The 18,880-nt window shown below is 65.9% G+C and carries 14 protein-coding genes; 9 read left to right on the plus strand and 5 right to left on the minus strand.

Annotated elements, in window-relative coordinates; all coding sequences use genetic code 11:
* The 3 genes from SAS01S_RS04685 to SAS01S_RS04695 form a co-directional block, all read right to left on the minus strand.
* A partial coding sequence (locus tag SAS01S_RS04685; protein WP_066805623.1) for a hypothetical protein occupies positions 1 to 6,254 on the minus strand: 6,254 nt, incomplete at its 3' end.
* 173 nt (positions 6,255 to 6,427) lie between these two features.
* Positions 6,428 to 6,946 carry a hypothetical protein gene (locus tag SAS01S_RS04690; protein ID WP_066805626.1) on the minus strand — a complete coding sequence of 173 codons (519 nt, stop codon included), beginning with the start codon at positions 6,944 to 6,946 and terminating at the stop codon, positions 6,428 to 6,430.
* Between the two features lie 657 nt (positions 6,947 to 7,603).
* The gene (locus tag SAS01S_RS04695) at positions 7,604 to 8,320 is read right to left on the minus strand and encodes a response regulator transcription factor (RefSeq protein WP_066805629.1); all 717 of its coding nucleotides are present in this window, start codon (positions 8,318 to 8,320) and stop codon (positions 7,604 to 7,606) included.
* A gap of 335 nt (positions 8,321 to 8,655) precedes the next feature.
* Here SAS01S_RS04695 and SAS01S_RS04700 point away from each other — a divergent pair, with 335 nt between their 5' ends.
* A complete protein-coding gene (locus SAS01S_RS04700; protein WP_066805803.1) occupies positions 8,656 to 9,165 on the plus strand; it encodes a GNAT family N-acetyltransferase in 510 nt (169 codons plus the stop codon).
* Positions 9,166 to 9,178: 13 nt separating this feature from the next.
* On the opposite strand, the gene SAS01S_RS04705 is transcribed toward SAS01S_RS04700, so the two are convergent.
* Positions 9,179 to 9,394 carry a hypothetical protein gene (locus SAS01S_RS04705; RefSeq protein WP_157082666.1) on the minus strand — a complete coding sequence of 72 codons (216 nt, stop codon included), beginning with the start codon at positions 9,392 to 9,394 and terminating at the stop codon, positions 9,179 to 9,181.
* 6 nt (positions 9,395 to 9,400) lie between these two features.
* Between SAS01S_RS04705 and SAS01S_RS22390 the strand changes: the two genes are divergently transcribed.
* The 8 genes from SAS01S_RS22390 (at position 9,401) to SAS01S_RS04740 (ending at position 17,995) form a co-directional block, all read left to right on the plus strand.
* Positions 9,401 to 9,604 carry a hypothetical protein gene (locus SAS01S_RS22390; RefSeq protein WP_157082667.1) on the plus strand — a complete coding sequence of 68 codons (204 nt, stop codon included), beginning with the start codon at positions 9,401 to 9,403 and terminating at the stop codon, positions 9,602 to 9,604.
* A 243-nt stretch (positions 9,605 to 9,847) separates the two neighbouring features.
* Positions 9,848 to 10,792: an alpha/beta hydrolase gene (locus SAS01S_RS04710; RefSeq protein ID WP_066805635.1), complete on the plus strand. Its 945-nt coding sequence runs from the start codon at positions 9,848 to 9,850 to the stop codon at positions 10,790 to 10,792.
* Between the two features lie 129 nt (positions 10,793 to 10,921).
* Positions 10,922 to 11,323 carry a FadR/GntR family transcriptional regulator gene (locus SAS01S_RS23115; RefSeq protein WP_066805638.1) on the plus strand — a complete coding sequence of 134 codons (402 nt, stop codon included), beginning with the start codon at positions 10,922 to 10,924 and terminating at the stop codon, positions 11,321 to 11,323.
* Positions 11,269 to 11,637: a FadR/GntR family transcriptional regulator gene (locus SAS01S_RS23120; RefSeq protein WP_245656752.1), complete on the plus strand. Its 369-nt coding sequence runs from the start codon at positions 11,269 to 11,271 to the stop codon at positions 11,635 to 11,637. Before SAS01S_RS23115 ends, SAS01S_RS23120 begins: the two co-directional genes overlap by 55 nt.
* Positions 11,634 to 12,104, plus strand: coding sequence for a hypothetical protein (locus SAS01S_RS04725; RefSeq protein WP_157082668.1), 471 nt, complete (start codon positions 11,634 to 11,636; stop codon positions 12,102 to 12,104). Before SAS01S_RS23120 ends, SAS01S_RS04725 begins: the two co-directional genes overlap by 4 nt.
* 80 nt (positions 12,105 to 12,184) lie before the next feature.
* Entirely contained in the window at positions 12,185 to 13,393 is a 1,209-nt protein-coding gene (locus tag SAS01S_RS04730; protein ID WP_066805647.1) for an efflux RND transporter periplasmic adaptor subunit, read from the plus strand.
* A gap of 4 nt (positions 13,394 to 13,397) precedes the next feature.
* Complete coding sequence (locus SAS01S_RS04735) at positions 13,398 to 16,580, plus strand: efflux RND transporter permease subunit (RefSeq protein WP_066805650.1); 3,183 nt, start codon at positions 13,398 to 13,400, stop codon at positions 16,578 to 16,580.
* Positions 16,577 to 17,995, plus strand: a complete 1,419-nt coding sequence (locus SAS01S_RS04740) for an efflux transporter outer membrane subunit (protein WP_066805653.1) — start codon at positions 16,577 to 16,579, stop codon at positions 17,993 to 17,995. Before SAS01S_RS04735 ends, SAS01S_RS04740 begins: the two co-directional genes overlap by 4 nt.
* A gap of 149 nt (positions 17,996 to 18,144) precedes the next feature.
* Here the strand turns inward: SAS01S_RS04740 and SAS01S_RS04745 are convergent, their stop codons facing one another.
* Positions 18,145 to 18,828, minus strand: a complete 684-nt coding sequence (locus SAS01S_RS04745; RefSeq protein WP_066805656.1) for an FABP family protein — start codon at positions 18,826 to 18,828, stop codon at positions 18,145 to 18,147.
* Positions 18,829 to 18,880: the final 52 nt, after the last annotated feature.

The raw sequence follows: 18,880 nt of genomic DNA on the forward strand, positions 1-18,880 counted from the left end.
CCCGCCGTGGTCGCCGTGCCCTTGATCGTCAAGGCGGTGCCGAGGTCGCGATGGACGATGCCGGCGGTCGCGTCATTGGCGGTGAAATTCAAGCCGGTCGTCACGACGCCGCCGGTCGATGAGGTCAGCTGGCTGACATTCACCGCATCGGTCGGGTTCACGCCCGGCCCGACATTGGTGATCGTCGCCCCACCCGCGTTGATCCCGGCGGTGGTCACGCTGGGTCCACCGGTGATGGTCAGGCCGTTGGTGTTGAGCAGGCTGTTGCCGGTGGTAACGCTGGTGAAGGCCGGCGTTGCCGAGGTTGCGATCTGCACTTCCGCGCCATTCTGGGTAATCGCGATATTGTTGCCCGCGGTATAGGTCACGGTCCCGCCGGGGGCGACGTTCTGCACGCTAGTGCCGGTGACCGTGCCCGTGCCCGTTGCCGCCGTGGTCGCATTCCATCCGGCCGAGGCAGTGGTGTTCACCGCCGTCAGCGCCGACTGCACATTGTTGTAGGTCGTGCCGCCAACCGCCAATCCGGCCGTCACCGTATCCGTCGTCGGATTGTAGACCGACGTCCCGCCCAGCGAGGTCGCGACGCTCTGGCCCAGATTGTCGAGGCCCGTCCCGACCGCGCCGATCGCCTGATTTGTCGCGAACAGCTGCGATCCATTGATCGCGTCGGTCGAGCCGCCATTGACCCGTCCGGCCGCGACATTGGTGATCGTCCGCTCCGCACCGGGCGCACCAACACTCACCGTGCTGGTCGGCGTCGTCCCGGCGAAGGCGTAATTGGTGCCGTTGATCGTCGTACCCGTCGTCCCGACGGCCGCCAGAGTCGTGCTGCCCGAGCCGAGGGCGACATCGCCCGCGCTCGCCGCGGCGATGGCGCCATTGCCGAGTGCGACATTGCCGGCCAGGCCGGCGGCGCCCGCGGTCGAGCCGTTGCCGAGCGCGACGCTGCCCTGACCGATCGCCTTGTTGCCGTTGCCGATCGCGACCGCGCCATTGGCCTGGTTCGCGGCCGTTGCCGTCGCGGTCCCGTCGCTATTGGCGATGTTGTTGGCGCCGCCGGTAAACGCTCCGGTGCCGCTCGCGAAGCTCGGGTCGCCGATCGCCACCGCGCCGTCGCCGAACGCGGTGTTGGAGCGTCCGATCGCCACCGCGCCGCCCGTGGCGGTACCGGCATTGGCCGTGCTCAGATTGCCGATCGCGACGTTCACGCCGGTCGCGCCCGTGCTAGCGGAGTCGCCCATGGCAACCGAGGAAGCACTCCCGGCAGTGGCCTTGTTGCCCAGGGCAACCGATTGACTGAAATTGGCCGCCGTGTTCTGCCCAATGGCGACGGCGCGAGCTCCGGAGGCGGAGGCGGGATTCCCGGTGGGAACGGTCCCGCCGCCGCCGCCAATGGCGATCGACCCGACGCCTGAAGCGCTGGCCCCGGTTGTTGGCCCCGCGCCGATGGCGATGGCATAGGACGTGCTTCCCGACGCCGATGCCCCGAGCGCGATCGAGTTCGTGCCGAGCGCCGTGGCTTGGGAACCAATCGCCGTCGCATTGCCCTGGCCGGTGCGCGCCAAATTGCCGACCGCGACCTCCCCGCTATCGGTACCCGAGGTTTGATTGAGGGCACCATTGCCGATCGCAACGCTGTTCGTTGACGCCGAAACCGCGTTCGGCCCCGAGGCGACGGAGTTCAGGCCGGTCGCGCCATTATTGGTGTAGTTGCCGCGCACGGTACCGCCGTCATTCACGCTGTAATAATGCCCCTGCACCGCAGCGGTCGCGCTGGTCAGCTGGCTGACATTCACCGCATCGGTCGGGTTCACGCCCGCCCCGACATTGGTGATCGTCGTGCCGGCCGCGTTGATGCCGGTGGTGGTCACGCTCGGACCGCCGGCGATGGTCAGGCCGGTATTGCCGAGCACTGTCCCGCCTGTCGTGACGCTGGTGAACACCGGTGCGTCCGCCATCTGCAGGTTGATCGAACCCGTCGCCGGGTCGGTAACCGTCTTCAAATTGGCACCGGAATAGCTGCCCGCCGTGGTCGCCGTGCCCTTGATCGTCAAAGCCGTGCCGAGATCGCGATGCACAATGCCCGCCGTCGCGTCATTGCCGGTGAAGTTCTGACCGGTGGTCACCACCGCGCCGGTCGAGGAGCTCAGCTGACTGACATTGACCGCATCGGTCGGATTCACGCCCGCCGCGACATTGGTGATCTTCGTGCCGGCCGCATTGATGCCGGTGGTGGTCACGCTCGGGCCGCCGGCGATGGTCAGGCCGGTGGTGCCCAGCACCGTGCCGCCGGCGGTCACGCTGTTGACCGCCAGATTGTTGGCCAGGTTGAAGGTCACGTCGTTGCTGGCCGTGCTTTTGGTCACGACGATGTTGCCGTCGCCATTCTTCAGGTCGATGGTATTGCCGGTCGCGCTCGACGCGCCGACATTGGTCGCGTTGGCGCCCTGGGCGCTCACCGTCCAGCCCTGGCCCAGCGCGCCGACCGCCTGGTTGGTCGCGAACAATTGCGAGCCGTTGATCGCATCGGTCGAGCTGCCGCTGATGCGGCCGGCGGCGACATTGGTGATCGTCCGCTCGGCGCCGGGCGCGCCGACGCTCACCGTGCTGCTGGGCGTGGTGCCGACAAAGGCATAATTGGTGCCGTTGATCGTGATGCCGGCCGTCCCGACTGCTGCCGCCGTGACCGAATTGGTGCCGAGTGCGACCGCGTTGGCGTCGTTCGCCGCGGCGTTGTTGCCGATCGCGAGGCCGCCGGCGGCGGTCACGCGCGTGCCGTAGCCGACGGCGGTGCCGTCGCTGACGTTCGCTTGGACGTTCTGACCGAGCGCCGTCGAGCGAGTGCCATTGGCCTGGGCCGTCGTGCCCACCGCAGTGCCGGAGTTCCCGGCCTGGCTGTTGCGACCAACCGCCGTGCTGTTGGAGCCGGTTGCGGTGGCCAACGAGCCCAAAGCGGTGGCCTGCGGACCGCTTGCGATCGATCCGTCGCCGAGCGCGACGCTGTTCTGCGCGGTAGCGGCGGCGTTGTTGCCGATCGCCACCTGGTTGATCCGGGTGAGATCGCCCGCGTTGCCGGTCGTGGCGCCCTGACCGAGGGCGACGCTGCCGCTGCTGATCGCGTGGCTGTTGAGGCCGATCGCCACCGCACCGGCATTGTCCGCCGCCGCGACTGGGCCGACCGCGACCGAATCCGTTCCGGTCGCCACCGAATCGGCCAGGGTCGAATTGGCGTGGAAATACTTGATGCCGCCGCCGGTGGTGATGTTGGTGACGGTGGTGCCGAGGCTGTTCACGGCCTGATCAGTCGCGAACAATTGCGATCCGTTGACCGCATCGGTCGAACTGCCGCTAATTTGGCCAGCGGCGACGTTCTGGATCTGGCGGGGCGCCGCCGCTGAGCCGACGCTCACCACGTCGCCTGCCGTCGGCGCGCCACCTGCGAACGTATAGGCCGTGCCATTGATGGTGGCATTGGGTGTGGCCACGGCGCCCGAAACGGTCGAAGCGTTGCCGAACACGACCGCGCCGTTGAGGCCGGTCGGGACCGTCACGCCGCTGCCGACGACGAATGCGTTATCGGCGTCGATCGTGTTATTATTGCCCAGCGAATAGGAACCCGAGCCGGTAATGGTGCTCGGATCGCCGATGGCGACGGAATTCGCACCGCTGACGACATTACCCGTACCGATGCTGATGCTGTTGGCGCCGGTCGCCTGTGCGCCGTTGCCGACGGCGAGCGCGTTGGTGCCGATGGCACGGCTCAAATTGCCGACCGCGACCGATTGGTCGCCCGTGGCAAAGGCTGCCTTGCCGAGCGATGCGCCCGCAACGCCGGCAGCTTCCGCTCCGGCACCGAGCGCGACGGCCTGAGCGCCCGAAGCAGTCGACGTATTGCCCAGCGCGACCGCAGAATCGCCGGACGCGAGGCTGGCGCCGCCAAGCGCAACGCCTACGCGGCCGCTGGCTACGGCCCCGGCCGCCCCGGCGAATGACTGATTGCCGGTCGCTTGTGCCGAACCACCGATGGCCGTGCCGCTATTGTTGCTCGCCGCGCTGGACCCGATAGCAATATTACCGCTGACAAATCCCACGATTCGCTGAGTGCTGTCCGTCGCCCAATTGTCAGCAAGAGCCCCGGGGCCGGCCGTTCCACCGGCATTCGCCAAGTCGCCGAACGCCAATGCTCCCGCACTTAGAGCGCTGCTGGCGTTGCCGATCGCGACGCTCCCCTGGCCGACAACCTTGTTCTGATAGCCGATACCGACCGCACCCCGTGCGGCCGTACCGGGCGTGCTCACCGCCTGGCCACCGCCGCCGACCATGTTGGTGTTGCCCATCGCGACCGAGCCATCGCCGGTCGCCGTATTGTCCATGCCGCTCGCCACGGTGCCGTTGCCGGTGGCGGTGTTGGGATCGCCAATCGCTACAGCGCCGTTGCCACTGGCAACGTTGCCCGCGCCGACCGCGACCGCCTTGCCGCCCGTCGCGGTCGAGCCGGTGCCAATCGAGACCGAATCGACGGCGTTCGCGACCGAGTTCGTTCCCGCAGCGATTGCATTCTGGGCACTTGCCTTGGCGGTGTCGCCTACGGCCAGCGCGCTCGCTCCGCTCGCTGCTGCGCTGGGACCGAGCGCAGTTGCGCGCGCTAGGGTCGCACCGGCGCCATTGCCGAGCGCGATGGCGGCAGTGCCCGTGCCCTGGGCACCCGACCCGATTGCGACCGAGCCAACGGCGCTCGACACAGCGGCATTGCCGAGCGCCAGTGCGAAGTTGCCCGAAGCGTTTGCATTGGGGCCGAGCGTGGACGAACTTATGCCCGACGCTTGCGAATTTACCCCGATCGCGATGGCGAACTGGGCCGATGCCACGCTTGTGCGGCCGATTGCGGTGGCGTCGGCCACGTTTGCCGTCACATCCGTGCCGATGGCAATCGCGCTCCCGGCAAGGGCGCCTGTGCCGGCAACGGTACGCGCGCCCAGATAGACGCCGTTCACGCCGGTGGCGGTTGCTCCCAAGCCAATGGCAACGCCGTTGGCCTGGCTGGCTTGAGCGTTGTGGCCGATCGATGTCGTATTGTTGGTGGTGACGCCGATGCCGGCATTGGTTCCGATCGCGACGTTGTCGGTGCCCGTAACCAGGCTGCCTGCGGAGGCAGAAAGCGTAGCGTCGTAGGCGACGGTGCCATCGCCGGTTCCCAGGGCGACGTTGCGTGTTCCAGTGACGCCGGAACCGGCGCCTCGCATCACGCTAGCGATGCCACCGCCCATCGCGGTATTTTGTCCGCCGCTGACGAGCGTCCCCGCTGCAATGCCCACCGCAACGGAGCTAGCGTTGCCGGTGGTGGATCCGGCGCCGGCGCCCTGACCGACCGCCACCGTGCTGTCGCCGATCGCCACCGCCTGCGCCCCGAGCGCGAGCGCGCTGTTACCCGTCGCCCTGGCGCCATTGCCGACTGCGGCGGCTGCACTGTTTGTCGCCTGGCTCAAGCTGCCGACAGCGACGGCATTAGCGCTGGTTGCTTGACTCGACACGCCGAGGGCGGTGGCAGAGCCGCCGCTAGCGGTGGCGGCGTTGCCGATGGCGGTCGCGCTGGCGACGTTTGCGGTGGAGTTGACGCCAAAGGCCGATGCCCCATCCGCAAGCGCGCGGGCATTTCCTCCTACGGCGAGCGCGTTGACGCCGGTCGCGTTCGCAAAGACACCTATGCCTATGGAGTTGAGGCCATTGACACTCATCGCGTAACCGATGGCGATCGTAGCGTTGCCCGTTGCGGTGGCGCCGGTGCCGATCGCCACGCCGTCGGCGCCATTCACTACTGCGCCGTCACCTACCGCGGTTGAGGCAGAGCCGGTAGCAGAGGTGCCGCAACCGATAGCCGTGCTTTGCACCCCCGCAGCGGGATTGGTGCAGTTGGCGGTATTGACCGCAGTCCCGTTGCCGATGGCGAGCTGTGCGAAAGCCGGTTGCGGGGCGGCGACGGCGCCCAACGCGGCGAGCGCCACGCCGGCGAAGAGCCCCGTCTTTCCGGTCAGTTCAACCGCGAAACCTGATGCCGACGGCGCAGCGCTGGACGGGCTCGTCGTACCGAGCCCGCCGAGCCCGAGTTGGTCGCGCTTCAGCCCAAGCACGCGATGCGCGCGGCGCAGCACGGCCATCAGCCGCCGCCGCTGCGACCAGCTCGCGCCTTCCGCGCCGACGACCCAGTTCGCGGCAAAGCGAGTGCGACGAATATCCTGCGACTCATATTCAGACATGGCACTTCCCCTTGTTGAACTGGCCGCGGCACTTCGACCGATGGCCCGTAGCGAACACACAGCGTCCCCACCGCCCCGACGCGCGGGGACGCTTTCACGAGTTCCGAACTTCAAATTGCGGCTATTGGAGAGGGTCGGGCGATGCGCCTCGGCTCATCGCCGCCCTCCCGGGATCACCCGATGTCGGCGCCTCGCGCGATGGTCACCACCACGCAGGCGTTGCCGCTGGCGACCAGCATCGCCTGCCCCTGATTGCCACCGAGATTGTAGAGCGGCACGCCGGACAGCGCGCCCGCCGCGGTGCTGCCGGCCGGCAGCAGGGGGAGGACGTCCTTGCACGCCCGCTGGAACGGCGCGACGCGGACCAGCTGCCCCTCGCACTTGGTGCCGACCGGCGTCGCCACGACGACCCCGGCGGCCTGGGAATTATAGGCGGCGGTCTTGTAGGTCATGCCGACCACACCCACCACGCCGTGCGCATCTGGCGCCGCCTTCTCGGCCTGCACTTGACCCGAGTAATCGGAGCCGAGCGCAACCGTCTGGCCGAGCGCCGAAAAGAGATTGGCGCATTTGCGCACGCCGAGCTGGCCGGCCTGGGCCTGGAACGGATTGGCGGGCTGGGCCGGCGCCGCCGCCTGCGGCGTGGCGGCGACATTGCCGGCCAAAAAGGCCGTGCCCAGCGTGGCGAGCATCAGGCGCCGCACGCTCCGTCCGGAAACAGTCGCGCGGCGGGAAAGGGCAGAAACTGCCCTGAATTGCTTGATCACACCATTACCCCTTTTCTTTGCACCGGCTGCCCTGGAGATGATCCAGGAAGTTACCGTGCCGCCACTATCAATAGAATGAATGCGACAATCGACCCTTTATCTGACTCCTTTTGGCCAGCAATGTCAGACTAAGCAGACAATTTAAGCTATGCAATAGGTATCAAAGGGATTTTTCTTAGTTAACAGTTAGTTAATCAAGTCGGATTTAGTATGATATCGACGCCGGGATGAGAAAATCTACTAGATGATACTAATTTCGACTAAGTCTCGATTGTAAACAGTTGTAACAAAACTGTTTCGGTTGCCGCTGGTGGACAGACTCGCGGCCGGCGCGGCAAGCGAGTCGGCGGAACACAGCGTGTTAGAATTGGATGCGACCGGGTGAATCGTCACCCCAGGCTTGTCCCGGCGTCCACCGGGCGGCAAGCCCGGGAAAAGAAGCTCTTGCTATGCGCTAACCTGCACAGTGGATGCCGGGACAAGCCCGGCATGACGGCGTAACCTGATCATGCTCGACTATGACAGCGTGTTTCAGGCCTTTGTCGCGCGCGCCGATCGAGACCCGCCTATTCCCAGCACAGGCTAACGCTCGAGCGCGCGGCGCCTGTCCAATCGGAGTTGGGCCGAGAAGAGATAGCCTTGCCCGTGCACCGTCTGAATCGGCGCGGGAGATCCTGTCGCGATTTCGACCTTGCGCCGCAATCGGCGGATCACGGCGTCGAGATTCTTGTCGCCGACCGCGTCGTCCCCATAACCGAGTTCGGCCCGCAATTCCGCCCGCGAGACGACCGCTCCCGTCTGGGTCAACAGGCGCCGGACGAATTTCGCTTCGACCGCGCTGAGCTTCACCGACGGCCCGTTCGGCGCCTGCAGCCGCCAATGATTGGCGTCGAAGAACCAATCGGACGACGCGACGGGTGCCGCGTGCGCGACCCCGTTATGGGCGAGGCGGCGGAGCAGATTGCGCAGGCCATGGACCAGTTCTTCGCCATCGACCGGCTTGGTGAAATGGAGGTCTGCCCCGCTCTCGAAGCACGCGATGCGATTGCGCGCCTCGTTGCCGGTGCTCAAGGCGATGATGCCGATATTGCCCATACCGCGCAGCCAGGACACGATATCCAGCCCTGCCCCTTCGGCAAGATCGGCGTCAACGACGGCGATATCGCAGCTGCTCGTTGCCATCGAGCGATAGAATTCCAGCGGCGATGCGATCGCTTCGACGTCGAATCCTTCGCGCTGCAGGCACTCGTGCAGCACAGCGCGAGATCGCGCATCCCCTTCGACAAGGATGATGCGCATTATGCTATCGACTTCAGCTGCGGGATCGGTCGCTGGAAATCTGGTGGGAAATATAGGCGGGCCAAATGGTTGGGAGATATACCTGAGAAAGGAAATACCAATTTCACCACAACCCCCTGATAATATGTCAGAGTAATTGCTTAGGTAGGTCCGGATCGGAACTCAATACGCCAGGCAAGCATCGCATCCGATTCATATATCGCAGCGATACGGAATCGCATCCAGCGGAATACGGTGTTGAGAGCCTATTCTTCGGCAGGGCGATGGCCGCAAAAATTCGAAAAGCGGCGCGTCACCCGGTTGCGTCGGCCGCGATGGCTTGCGAGGTTGCGGCCATGACCGAGGATTGCATCCGTCCCGTTCGGCCCGACGACGCCGCGTCGATCGCGGCAATCTATGCACATCATGTGCTGCACGGCACCGCGACGTTCGACACCGAGCCGCCCGAGGTCGCGGCATGGCGCGAGAAGATCGCGTCGATCGCCGCGCGCGGATGGCCGTTCGTGGTCGCCGAGCAGGAGGGCACCGTGGCCGGCTATGCCTATGCCACCCAGTTCCGCGACCGGCCGGCTTATGCCGAGACGTGCGAGAACAGCATTTATCTCTCGCCGGATCATATCGGGCGCGGGATAGGATCGCGCCTGCTGCCCGCGCTGGTCGAGGCGGCGCGCCATGCGGGCTTTCGCCAGATGATCGCGGTGATCGGCGGCAGCGAGCCCGCCTCCGTCGCGCTGCACGCCAAATGCGGGTTTGTCCACGCCGGCAGGATGATCGGCGTCGGCCGCAAGTTCGGTCGGATATTGGATACAATATACATGCAGCGCGCGCTGGAGGGCGAAGACTAGAGGCTCGCACGCGTCACGCCGCCGGGTCGGAGCCCTCCGCGCCGGCCAGCCGCAACACTTCGCGCAGGACGATGCTGCGCGCCAAGTCGACTGATAGGCCCTGCTCGTCGCGCAGCCGCTGCCACGCCTCGAAACTCATCATCAAGTCGATCGTCTCGAACCGTACCTCGTCGCCGGTGATCGCGGGCGGCAGGAACGAGCGCAGCCGCTGCCGCATCATGCAGAGCATTCGGGCATGTTCCGCCTGGATCGCCGGCGACATGTGGCGATGCGCGTCGCCCGCACGCTTGAACGGCAGCAGGCGTTCATAAGTCGCCGTCCGCCGTTCGATCGCCTCGACGAGCTGACCTTGCCGATCGTGGTCGGCGAGGACGGCATGATGTTCAGCCTGCTCCCCGGGTCGCGCGGCGTCGAGTTCACGCGGCTGCCGATCGGGTAGTCAGCCCCAGAGCGATTTGGTGCGACTGTTGAATTGGCCGGCTGCGGGTGGGAACACCGCGTTGACGACCTTCATGCCGCGACGCCTGTATCTGCGCGGATGAGATCGTCGATCAGCGCACACAATTCCTCCGGCATATCCTCCTGAATGAAGTGGCCGCCGCCGGCGAAACCGCGATTATCGGCTGTTGACGGCACCCCCATACGGCAGGACACGTCCCGGGCTCACCAACAGGAGAAATCCATGTCCCGTTCCATGCATCTGGTCGACCCCGCGCTGCGCCCGTTGCTCGAGGCATGGCCGACCTTCTCCCTGAACGCGGAGACGCTGATCCAGATGCGCGAGCGCGAGCAGTTGCTGCCGTTCGAGATCGATCGCGAAGGATCGAGCCTGGAGATCAGGACCGTTCCCGGCCCCGCAGGCGCCCCCGACATCGCTCTCCACATCTACAAGCCCGATGGCGTCGCCGGCCCGCTGCCGACCATCTATCACGTCCATGGCGGCGGCTATGTTGGGGGCAGCGCGGCGCAGATGGAGTTCTTGCTCCGCCCGCTAGTCAAGACGCTGGGCTGTGCGATCGTGTCGGTCGAGTATCGTCTCGCGCCCGAGCATGTTTTCCCGGCAGCGATCGAGGATTGCTATGCCGGGCTGCGCTGGACGGTGGATAATGCCGAAGAGCTGGGCGTCGACACCGCGCGACTGGGCGTGATGGGCGAAAGCGCCGGCGGCGGATTGGCGGCGGCACTGGCGCTGCTGGTGCGCGACCGCGGCGAATATCGCCTCGCCTTTCAGCATCTGACCTATCCGATGATCGACGACCGCACCGCTGCCACCAGCGACACGCATCCTTATACCGGCGAGTTCATCTGGACGCCGGAGAGCAACCATTTCGGCTGGTCGTCGCTGCTCGGCAAGACGCCGGGTGGCGCCGATGTCTCGCCTTATGCGGCGGCGGCACGCGCGACCGACCTGAGCGGCCTGCCCCCGGCCTATATCATGACCGGGACGCTCGATCTCTTCCTTGAGGAGGATCTGGATTATGCCCGCCGCCTGATCCGCGCCGGGGTGCCGACAGAGCTCCACGTCCTTCCGGGCGGGATGCACGGGTTCGACATCATGCCGGTCGGGGACATCGCCACCGCGGCGCAGGCGGCGCGTCTCGCGGCGCTGAAGCGGGCGCTCGCCTGATGGCGACGAGAGCGATCGGCTAGCTCAGCGGCCTTTCCAACGATGCCAACTTCTCGCGCCGTTGCGGGTGGCGCCGATCTGGCATCGCGCGCATCCTCAGCCCGACTTCGCGCCATCCAGGGCGGCTCGTTGGTCGATCTCGCGGTACGCCACGTGCGCGACCATATCCGCGAAAACGACCTGAAGGTCGGCGACACGCTGCCTGGTGAAGGCGCGTTCGCCGAGCAATTGGGCGTTAGCCGCGCGGTGATGCACGAGGCCTTCTCGACCCTGGCTGCGTTGCACCAGATCGATGTCGGCAATGGCCGCAAGGCGCGCGTCGCGGCGATCGACGGATCGGCGCTGTCGACCTCGCTCGACCATGCCGTCGCCACCGCGCAAGTCACCGTCAACGAGATCTGGGACGTCCGCCGCACGTTGGAATTGCGCACCGCGAGCTCGCCGCGATCCGGCGAAGCGACGCGGAAGCGCGCGCGATCGTCGGTCATGCCGAGGCGATGGCGGCGCATGGCGGCGATCTCGACGAGCTGACGCGCCACGACATCGCCTTTCATCAGGCAATCGCCAAGGCGAGCGGCAACGTGCTGTTCTACAACATCATCCGCTCGTTCGAATCGCTGATGACCATCGCCGTGCCGACCGCCTGGCATACCCGCACCACCGCCGACCAGCGGACAATGGTGCTCGAACAGCATCACCGGCTGGCGGAAGCGATCGCCAACCGCGACACTGCGGCGGCGGTGGCCGAAATGAACACGCATTTCGACACCTCGCCGATTTGTTTGCGCGCTATTCGGCAGCGATCTAGGGCAATTCGCTGCAAGTTTTGGAGTCGCGCGCGATGATAGCCAGCCTGTTCGCCATCCTGTTGCTGCAAGCGGCACCCGCCACCGCCGCGCCGGTCTGCACCGCCACCGTCGCGCCGCCGGCGGGACTCGAAGCATGGAGCGTGGCGCCGGGCATGACCGGCGACGTGATCGCACCGGGCAAGAATATCGCGCTGGCACTACAACCGATCGACGGCGTCACGTTCCCGCTGCCGCTCGCGCGCAAGCCAGCCCCAGGCACGTTCGGCGGGGTCTATCACGTCACCATCCCAACCGCGGGCACCTATCGCGTGGTTCTGGAGAACAGCGCGTGGATCGACCTCGTACGCGACGGCAAGTCGTTGACTTCGGTCGCGCATATGGAAGGTGCGCCCTGTTCGGGCATCCGCAAGATCGTCGACTTCGCGCTGCAACCGGGCAGCTATGTCGTGCAACTCTCGGGCGCGAAGACCGCGCAGATGCGGATCCTGATCGCAACGAAATAGCGCGTTGCTGGTTCGCACCTGATAAAATTTGCGACAAAGCGGTGTTTGACACGCACCGATCGGGAAACCATCAGCCGCCAATGCCTTTACTTCCCCATCGTCGGGTGGCGCGGTCCGCCCTCGCCGCCCTATCGATCGGCTTGTTCGCGCTGAGCGCATGCAGCGCGCGCGACAATGAAGCGAAGGGTGGCCGGCGCGGCCAGCAGGGCACGCCGGAAGTCGGTTATATTGTCATCGAGCCGGCTAGCGTCCCGATGGTGACCGAACTCGCCGCGCGGACCAATGCCTATCAGACGTCCGAAGTCCGGCCGCAGGTGTCAGGCATCATCCGCAAGCGCTTCTTCACCGAAGGCTCGTTCGTCAAGAAGGGCCAGCCGCTCTACCAGATCGACCCCAGCCTCTATCGCGCGGCGACCAATCAGGCCGCCGCCAATCTGGCCAGCGCACAGGCAAGCGCCGAAGCAGCCAAGATCAAGGCCGATCGCTACGCCCCCCTGGCCAAGGAGCAAGCGGTCGCGGCGCAGGATTACACCGACGCCGCCGCCGCGGCGCGCCAGGCCAAAGCCGCGGTCGCCCAGAACCGCGCCGCACTCGATACCGCAAACATCAACCTGCGCTTCACTACCGTGCCCGCGCCGATCAGCGGCAAGATCGGCCGCTCGCTGTTCACCGAAGGCGCGTTGGTCGCCAACAACCAGACCGATCCGCTGGCGGTGATCTCGGCGCTCGACCCGATCTATGTCGATATCCAGCAAAGCTCCGCCGATCTGCTGCGCCTGCGCCGCGCCCTCGCCGGCGGCGGCGCGGTGCCGACCAAGGCCGAGGTCCATCTGAAGCTCGAGGACGGCAGCGATTATGGCTATGTCGGCACCGTCGAATTCTCCGAAGTCACGGTCGACCCGACCACCGGCACGGTGAATCTGCGCGCGCGCTTCCCCAATCCGCAGGGGCTGTTGCTGCCGGGCATGTTCGTCCGCGCCGACTTCGCCCAGGCGAGCGATCCGAATGCGTTCCTGATCCCGCAGACCGCGGTGACGCGCGATCCCCAGGGCAATGCCCAGGTCTATCTGCTGAGCGCCGACAACAAGGCGATCCCGCGTGCGGTGACGACGTCGCGTACCGTCGGTATCAATTGGGTGGTGACCGGCGGCCTGAAACAGGGCGACAAGGTGATCACCGAGGGGATCGGCAAGCTGAAACCCAACCAGCCGGTCAAGGCGGTACCCGCCGGTTCGCCGCAAAAGATCGGAGCGCCGCAAGGGGGCAAGCGCACCGGCAAGGGCGGCTGAGCCCATGTCGCGCATCTTCATCGACCGGCCGATCTTCGCCTGGGTCATCGCGATCATCATCATGCTGGTCGGCCTGGGCAGCATCTTCACGCTGCCGGTCGAGCAATTCCCCGACGTGGCGCCGCCGCAGGTCAATATCCGCGCGACCTATCCGGGCGCGTCGGCGGTCACGCTGGAGAACAGTGTCACCCAGGTGATCGAGCAGCAGCTGACGGGGATCGACGGGCTGCTCTATTTCAGCTCGAATTCCTCGTCGCGTGGTCAGGTGACGATCAGCGCGACCTTCCAGAAGGGCACCAATCCCGACATCGCGCAGGTCCAGGTCCAGAACAAGGTACAGCAGGCGCTGAGCCGCTTGCCCCAGCAGGTCCAGCAGCAGGGCCTGACGGTGACCAAGTCGAACCCCGACTTCCTGCTGATCGCGGCGATCTACGACACCACCGACCAGAAGACGAATATCGACGTCTCCGACTATCTGGTGTCGAACCTGCAGGACACGATCGGGCGCATTCCCGGCGTTGGCGACACCAATGTGTTCGGCGCGCAATATGGCATGCGCATCTGGCTCAACCCCGACAAGCTGCAGAGTTATGCGCTGGTCCCCGCCGACATCACCACCGCGATCACCGCGCAAAATGCCGAGGTCGCGGCGGGTGAGGTCGGTGCGGTACCCAGCGGTCCGGACCAGATGCTCGACGCGACGGTAACCGCGCAGTCGCGCCTGTCGACGCCGGCGCAATTCGCCAACATCGTCGTCAAGACCCAGCCCGACGGATCGACCGTGCGGCTGGCTGACGTGGCGCGAATCGAACTCGGAGCGGAAAGCTATGCCTCGATCAGCCGCGTCAATGGCCATCCCGGTGCCGGCATCGCGGTCAGCCTGGCGCCGGGCGCCGACGCGCTGACCACCGCCGAGCTGGTCAAGAAAGAGATCGAGAACCAGTCGAAGAACTTCCCCCAGGGCTTCGCCTACGATTTCCCCAACGATTCGACGACCTTCATCAAGCTGTCGATCAACGACGTGGTGAAGACATTGTTCGAGGCGATCGTGCTGGTCGTCATCGTCATGTTCGTGTTCCTGCAAAGCTGGCGCGCGACTCTGATCCCGACGATCGCCGTGCCGGTCGTGCTGCTCGGCACGTTCGGCGTGTTCGCCGTCGCCGGCTTCTCGATCAACACGCTCACGCTGTTCGGCCTGGTGCTCGCGATCGGCCTGCTGGTCGACGACGCGATCGTCGTGGTCGAGAATGTCGAGCGCGTGATGGAGGAGAATCCGGGGATGAGTCCCCGCGACGCCACGATCCAGTCGATGGGGGAAATCCAGATCGCGCTGGTCGCGATCGCGTTGGTGCTGTCGGCTGTGTTCCTGCCGATGGCGTTCTTCGGTGGGTCCACGGGTGTCATCTATCGCCAATTCTCGTTGACGATCGTGTCGGCGATGGTGCTGTCGGTGGTCGTCGCGCTGATCCTGACGCCGGCGCTGACCACCACCTTGCTCAAGCGCAAGGAAGAGGAGCGTCACGACGGCTGGGTCTACCGCCACACCGAGAAAGCGCGCGAGTGGTTCAACACCAGTTTCGAGCGGATGGTGAACTGGTACACCGGTCGGGTGGCCAGGGTGGTCGACCGCAAATGGCTGTTCCTGGCGATTTATGCCTGCGTCATCGCGATCCTGGTGATCCTGTTCGTGCGGTTGCCGACCGGCTTCCTGCCGACCGAGGACCAGGGCTTTGCGCAAATCCAGTTCAACCTGCCCGCCGGCGCGACGATCAACCGCACCCAGGCCGCGCAGAAGACGATCGAGGATTATTTCCTCAAGACTGAAGGCAAGAACACGGCTGCCATTTTGAGCGTGGCGGGTTCCGGTGGCGGTGGTGGTGGCGGTGGCCAGAATGCCGGCCGCGGCTTCGTCGCGCTGAAGGATTGGAGCGAGCGCAAGGGCAGCGAGAACGGCGCCGACGCGATCACCAACCGCGCGACCAAGGCGCTGGGCGGGCTGCGCGACGTCGAGTTCTACGCAACGGTTCCCGCCGCGGTGCGCGGCCTCGGCCAGTCGTCGGGCTTCACCGTCGAGCTGGAAAATACCGGCGGCCTGACTCGTGATCAGTTCCGGGCGGCGCGCGACAAATTGCTGTCTGATGCCCGCGCCGATCCGACGCTCGCCGCGGTGCGTCCGAGCGACTTGCCCGACCAGCCGACGCTCAAGGTCGACACCGACGCGCAGAAACTGTCGGTGCTCGGGCTGACCCAGGCCAGCGTCAACTCGACCCTGTCGACCGCATGGGGCGGCAGCTACGTCAACGACTTCAACGACCGCGGCCGCGTCAAGCGCGTCTATGTCCAGGGCGATGCGCCGTACCGTTCGTCGCCCGAGGACATCGCCAAATGGTATGTCCGCGGGACAAACGGGCAGATGGTCCCCTTTTCCTCCTTCGCCACGATCTCCTGGTCGAACGCGCCGACGTCGTTGAGCCGCTTCAACGGCATTTCGTCGTACGAAATCTCCGGCCAGTCGGCGCCGGGCAAGAGTTCGGGCGACGCGATGAAGCGGATCGAGGAAATGGCCGCCAAGATCCCTGGCACCTCGATCGAATGGAGCGGCGCGTCATATCAGGAGCGTCTGTCCTCGGGCCAGGCACCGATCCTCTATGGCCTGTCGCTCCTGGTGGTGTTCCTGTGCCTGGCCGCGCTCTACGAGAGCTGGACGATCCCTATCGCAGTGCTGTTGATCATCCCGCTCGGCTTGGTCGGATCGGTCTTCGCAGTGACGCTGCGCGGTCTGCAGAACGACGTCTATCTGCAGATCGGGCTGCTGACGACGATGGGGCTGGCGGCCAAGAACGCGATCCTGATGATCGAATTCGCCGAGCAAGCGGAGAAGCAAGGCAAGCGCGTGATCGACGCGGCGCTGGAAGCCGCGCGCATTCGTCTCCGCCCGATCCTGATGACCAGCTTCGCGTTCATCTTCGGTGTGCTGCCGCTGGCGATCGCGACGGGTGCGGGCGCCAACAGCCGCATGGCGATCGGAACCGCGGTGATTGGTGGGATGCTGACCGCGACGATCCTGGCGGTGTTCTACATTCCGCTGTTCTTCGTGCTCGTCCGCCGCACGGCGCGCGATGCGCTGAAACACCTCCACCACGAGCATCCGGCCCCGCCGCCGGCCGAACCGGAGGCCATGGCATGATTCGCAAGCTGACCGCCGTGACGATGATTGCGAGCCTGACCGCCTGTTCGCTCGCGCCGAAATATGTCCGCCCGGCGGCGCCGGTGCCGCAAAGCTGGCCGGTCGGCGATGCCTATCTGCGCCATAGCGAAGCGACGCTGCCGACGGTGCGTTATCAGGACATCTTTCGCGATGCCCGGTTGCAGGCACTGATCGTCCAGGCGCTGGCCAATAATCGCGACCTGCGCGTCGCCGCCGCCAATATCGCCGCGGCGCGCGGCCAGTTCCGCATCCAGCGCGCCGAATTGTTTCCCGAGATCGACTCCAGTGCCGGCGCTACTTTCCGCGGCGGCCAGGGAGAGACCGGCGCGAAGTCAAGCTTCGACGCCAATGTCGGCATCAACGCGTTCGAAGTCGACCTGTTCGGGCGTATCCGCTCGGAATCCGATCGCGCGCTCAACAGCTATTTCGCGACCGAAGCGGCGGCACGCGCGACGCGGCTGACGCTGATCGGCGACATCGCCGATGCCTGGCTGACCTATGCGTCGGACAAGAGTCTGCTCAAGATCGCGCAGGATACCGCGGCCAGCGCGCAGATCAGCGTCGACCTGACCCAGAAGCGCCTCAATGGCGGGATCGCGCCGCGCACCGATCTGCGCCAGGCGCAATTGACGCTCGACACCGCCAGGGCCGACGTCGCCAATCAGACGACCTTGCTGGCGCAGGACGTCAATGCGCTGCAATTGCTGGTCGGCGCTCCGGTCGATCCCGCCAATCTGCCCAATTCGATCGACGCGGCAGGCGCAACCCTGGCCGAGCTCCCCGCAGGGCTCGATTCGTCGATCCTGTTGCGGCGGCCCGATGTGGTCGATGCCGAGTATCAGTTGCGCGCCGCCAATGCCGAGATCGGCGCGGCGCGCGCGGCTTTGTTCCCCAAGATCAGCCTGACCGGCCTGGTCGGCTTCGCCAGCAACGCGCTGGGCTCGCTGTTCACCGGCGGCGCGTTCAACTGGCAGGCCGGGGGCGCCGCCGCCTATCCGATCTTTCGTGCCGGCGCCGGCAAGGCTAATGTCGATGTGACCAAGGCGCAACGCGACGCCGCGCTGGCGACCTACGAAAAGACCATCCAGACCGCGTTCCGCGAAGTCGCCGACGCGCTGGCGCGGCGCGGTACGATCACCGATCAGCTGGCCGCGACGCGCGACCAACTCGAAGCCGCGACGGACAATTACAAGCTGTCGGACATGCGGTATCGCGGCGGGATCGATTCCTATCTCGACAGCCTGGTCGCGCAGCGGTCGCTCTATTCGGCGCAGCAGACGCAGATCAACACCCAGCTGATCCGCGCGACCAACCTGGTCACGCTTTATCGCGCGCTCGGCGGGGACTCGCTGGTCGAGGCGACCAAGGATGGGCCCAAGGCGCCGACGAACTAGGCTGATCCAATAGAATTTAATCATCGCCTCCCCGGCGAAGGCCCGGGCCCAGTCGCGATGCTCTCACGGCGACGGGACGCCATCGCCACCTCGTCGCAGCTGGGCCCCGGCCTTCGCCGGGGAGGCACACATATCGCACGGTTCGGACACTAAGACGTCGCGGCGCCTGCCGCAGCGTCGCTTTTCGCCTTCCGAGCGGCGATGATCTGCGCCCAGGGATTGGGCACCGGATCGCTGATCCGCACCAGCGTGTTCTGGTCGCGATGCGCGAAGGGCTTGTCCTGACCGTGGACGGCCAAAGTCGTATCGGTGACGTAGCTCCACGATCCGTCGGCGTTGAACGTGATCGTGATGCGGTAATGGTCGGTGCGGAAGGCGTACTCCAGGAACGCGGTCGAACAGATGCCATATTGGGTCTGGCCGCGCTCGGCATCGACCGTGATCGTATCAGCATCGGCGGTGGCATGGCCAGCCGCCAGCGCGACCTGGCCGCGCGGGATCGCCAGCGTCTGGAGCACCAGTCCGGTGGCGGGCTCCCATAGCCAATAGCCGACCTGATCGTGGAAGGTGATGTCCTCTTCGACCGTGGTGATATGGATGTGATAGCGCAGGCCGTAGAACAATTGCGGGCCGTTGGCCTGCGGATCGATCGGCTGGAAGTCGATCCGCTCGATGAACTCGCGCCGCTCCGGCCCGTCGGCCTTGGGATTGAGGTCGACGCCCTTGCGCGCTTCCCAACCGCCCGCCAGCCGCCGCAACGGGCCGAGATTGGCGAGCGTGTTGGGGTCTACATCGGTCGGCTCGGTGAAGACGTCCGCGGGGAAGGGTGTCATGCAGGCTCCTTTCGAAACGGTACCGATACCAACGATCGGCGCTGAAGGGGAA

The sequence above is a fragment of the Sphingomonas asaccharolytica NBRC 15499 genome, from assembly GCF_001598355.1.
Lineage (GTDB): Bacteria > Pseudomonadota > Alphaproteobacteria > Sphingomonadales > Sphingomonadaceae > Sphingomonas > Sphingomonas asaccharolytica.

What these genes read in the sequence shown, in the direction of transcription:
- SAS01S_RS04690 (WP_066805626.1), bottom strand. Translation starts at nt 6,946, where the DNA reads ATGCTCGCCACGCTGGGCACGGCCTTTTTGGCCGGCAATGTCGCCGCC.
- SAS01S_RS04695 (WP_066805629.1), bottom strand. Translation starts at nt 8,320, where the DNA reads ATGCGCATCATCCTTGTCGAAGGGGATGCGCGATCTCGCGCTGTGCTG.
- SAS01S_RS04700 (WP_066805803.1), top strand. Translation starts at nt 8,656, where the DNA reads ATGACCGAGGATTGCATCCGTCCCGTTCGGCCCGACGACGCCGCGTCG.
- SAS01S_RS04705 (WP_157082666.1), bottom strand. Translation starts at nt 9,394, where the DNA reads ATGCTCTGCATGATGCGGCAGCGGCTGCGCTCGTTCCTGCCGCCCGCG.
- SAS01S_RS22390 (WP_157082667.1), top strand. Translation starts at nt 9,401, where the DNA reads ATGTTCCGCCTGGATCGCCGGCGACATGTGGCGATGCGCGTCGCCCGC.
- SAS01S_RS04710 (WP_066805635.1), top strand. Translation starts at nt 9,848, where the DNA reads ATGTCCCGTTCCATGCATCTGGTCGACCCCGCGCTGCGCCCGTTGCTC.
- SAS01S_RS04725 (WP_157082668.1), top strand. Translation starts at nt 11,634, where the DNA reads ATGATAGCCAGCCTGTTCGCCATCCTGTTGCTGCAAGCGGCACCCGCC.
- SAS01S_RS04730 (WP_066805647.1), top strand. Translation starts at nt 12,185, where the DNA reads ATGCCTTTACTTCCCCATCGTCGGGTGGCGCGGTCCGCCCTCGCCGCC.
- SAS01S_RS04735 (WP_066805650.1), top strand. Translation starts at nt 13,398, where the DNA reads ATGTCGCGCATCTTCATCGACCGGCCGATCTTCGCCTGGGTCATCGCG.
- SAS01S_RS04740 (WP_066805653.1), top strand. Translation starts at nt 16,577, where the DNA reads ATGATTCGCAAGCTGACCGCCGTGACGATGATTGCGAGCCTGACCGCC.
- SAS01S_RS04745 (WP_066805656.1), bottom strand. Translation starts at nt 18,828, where the DNA reads ATGACACCCTTCCCCGCGGACGTCTTCACCGAGCCGACCGATGTAGAC.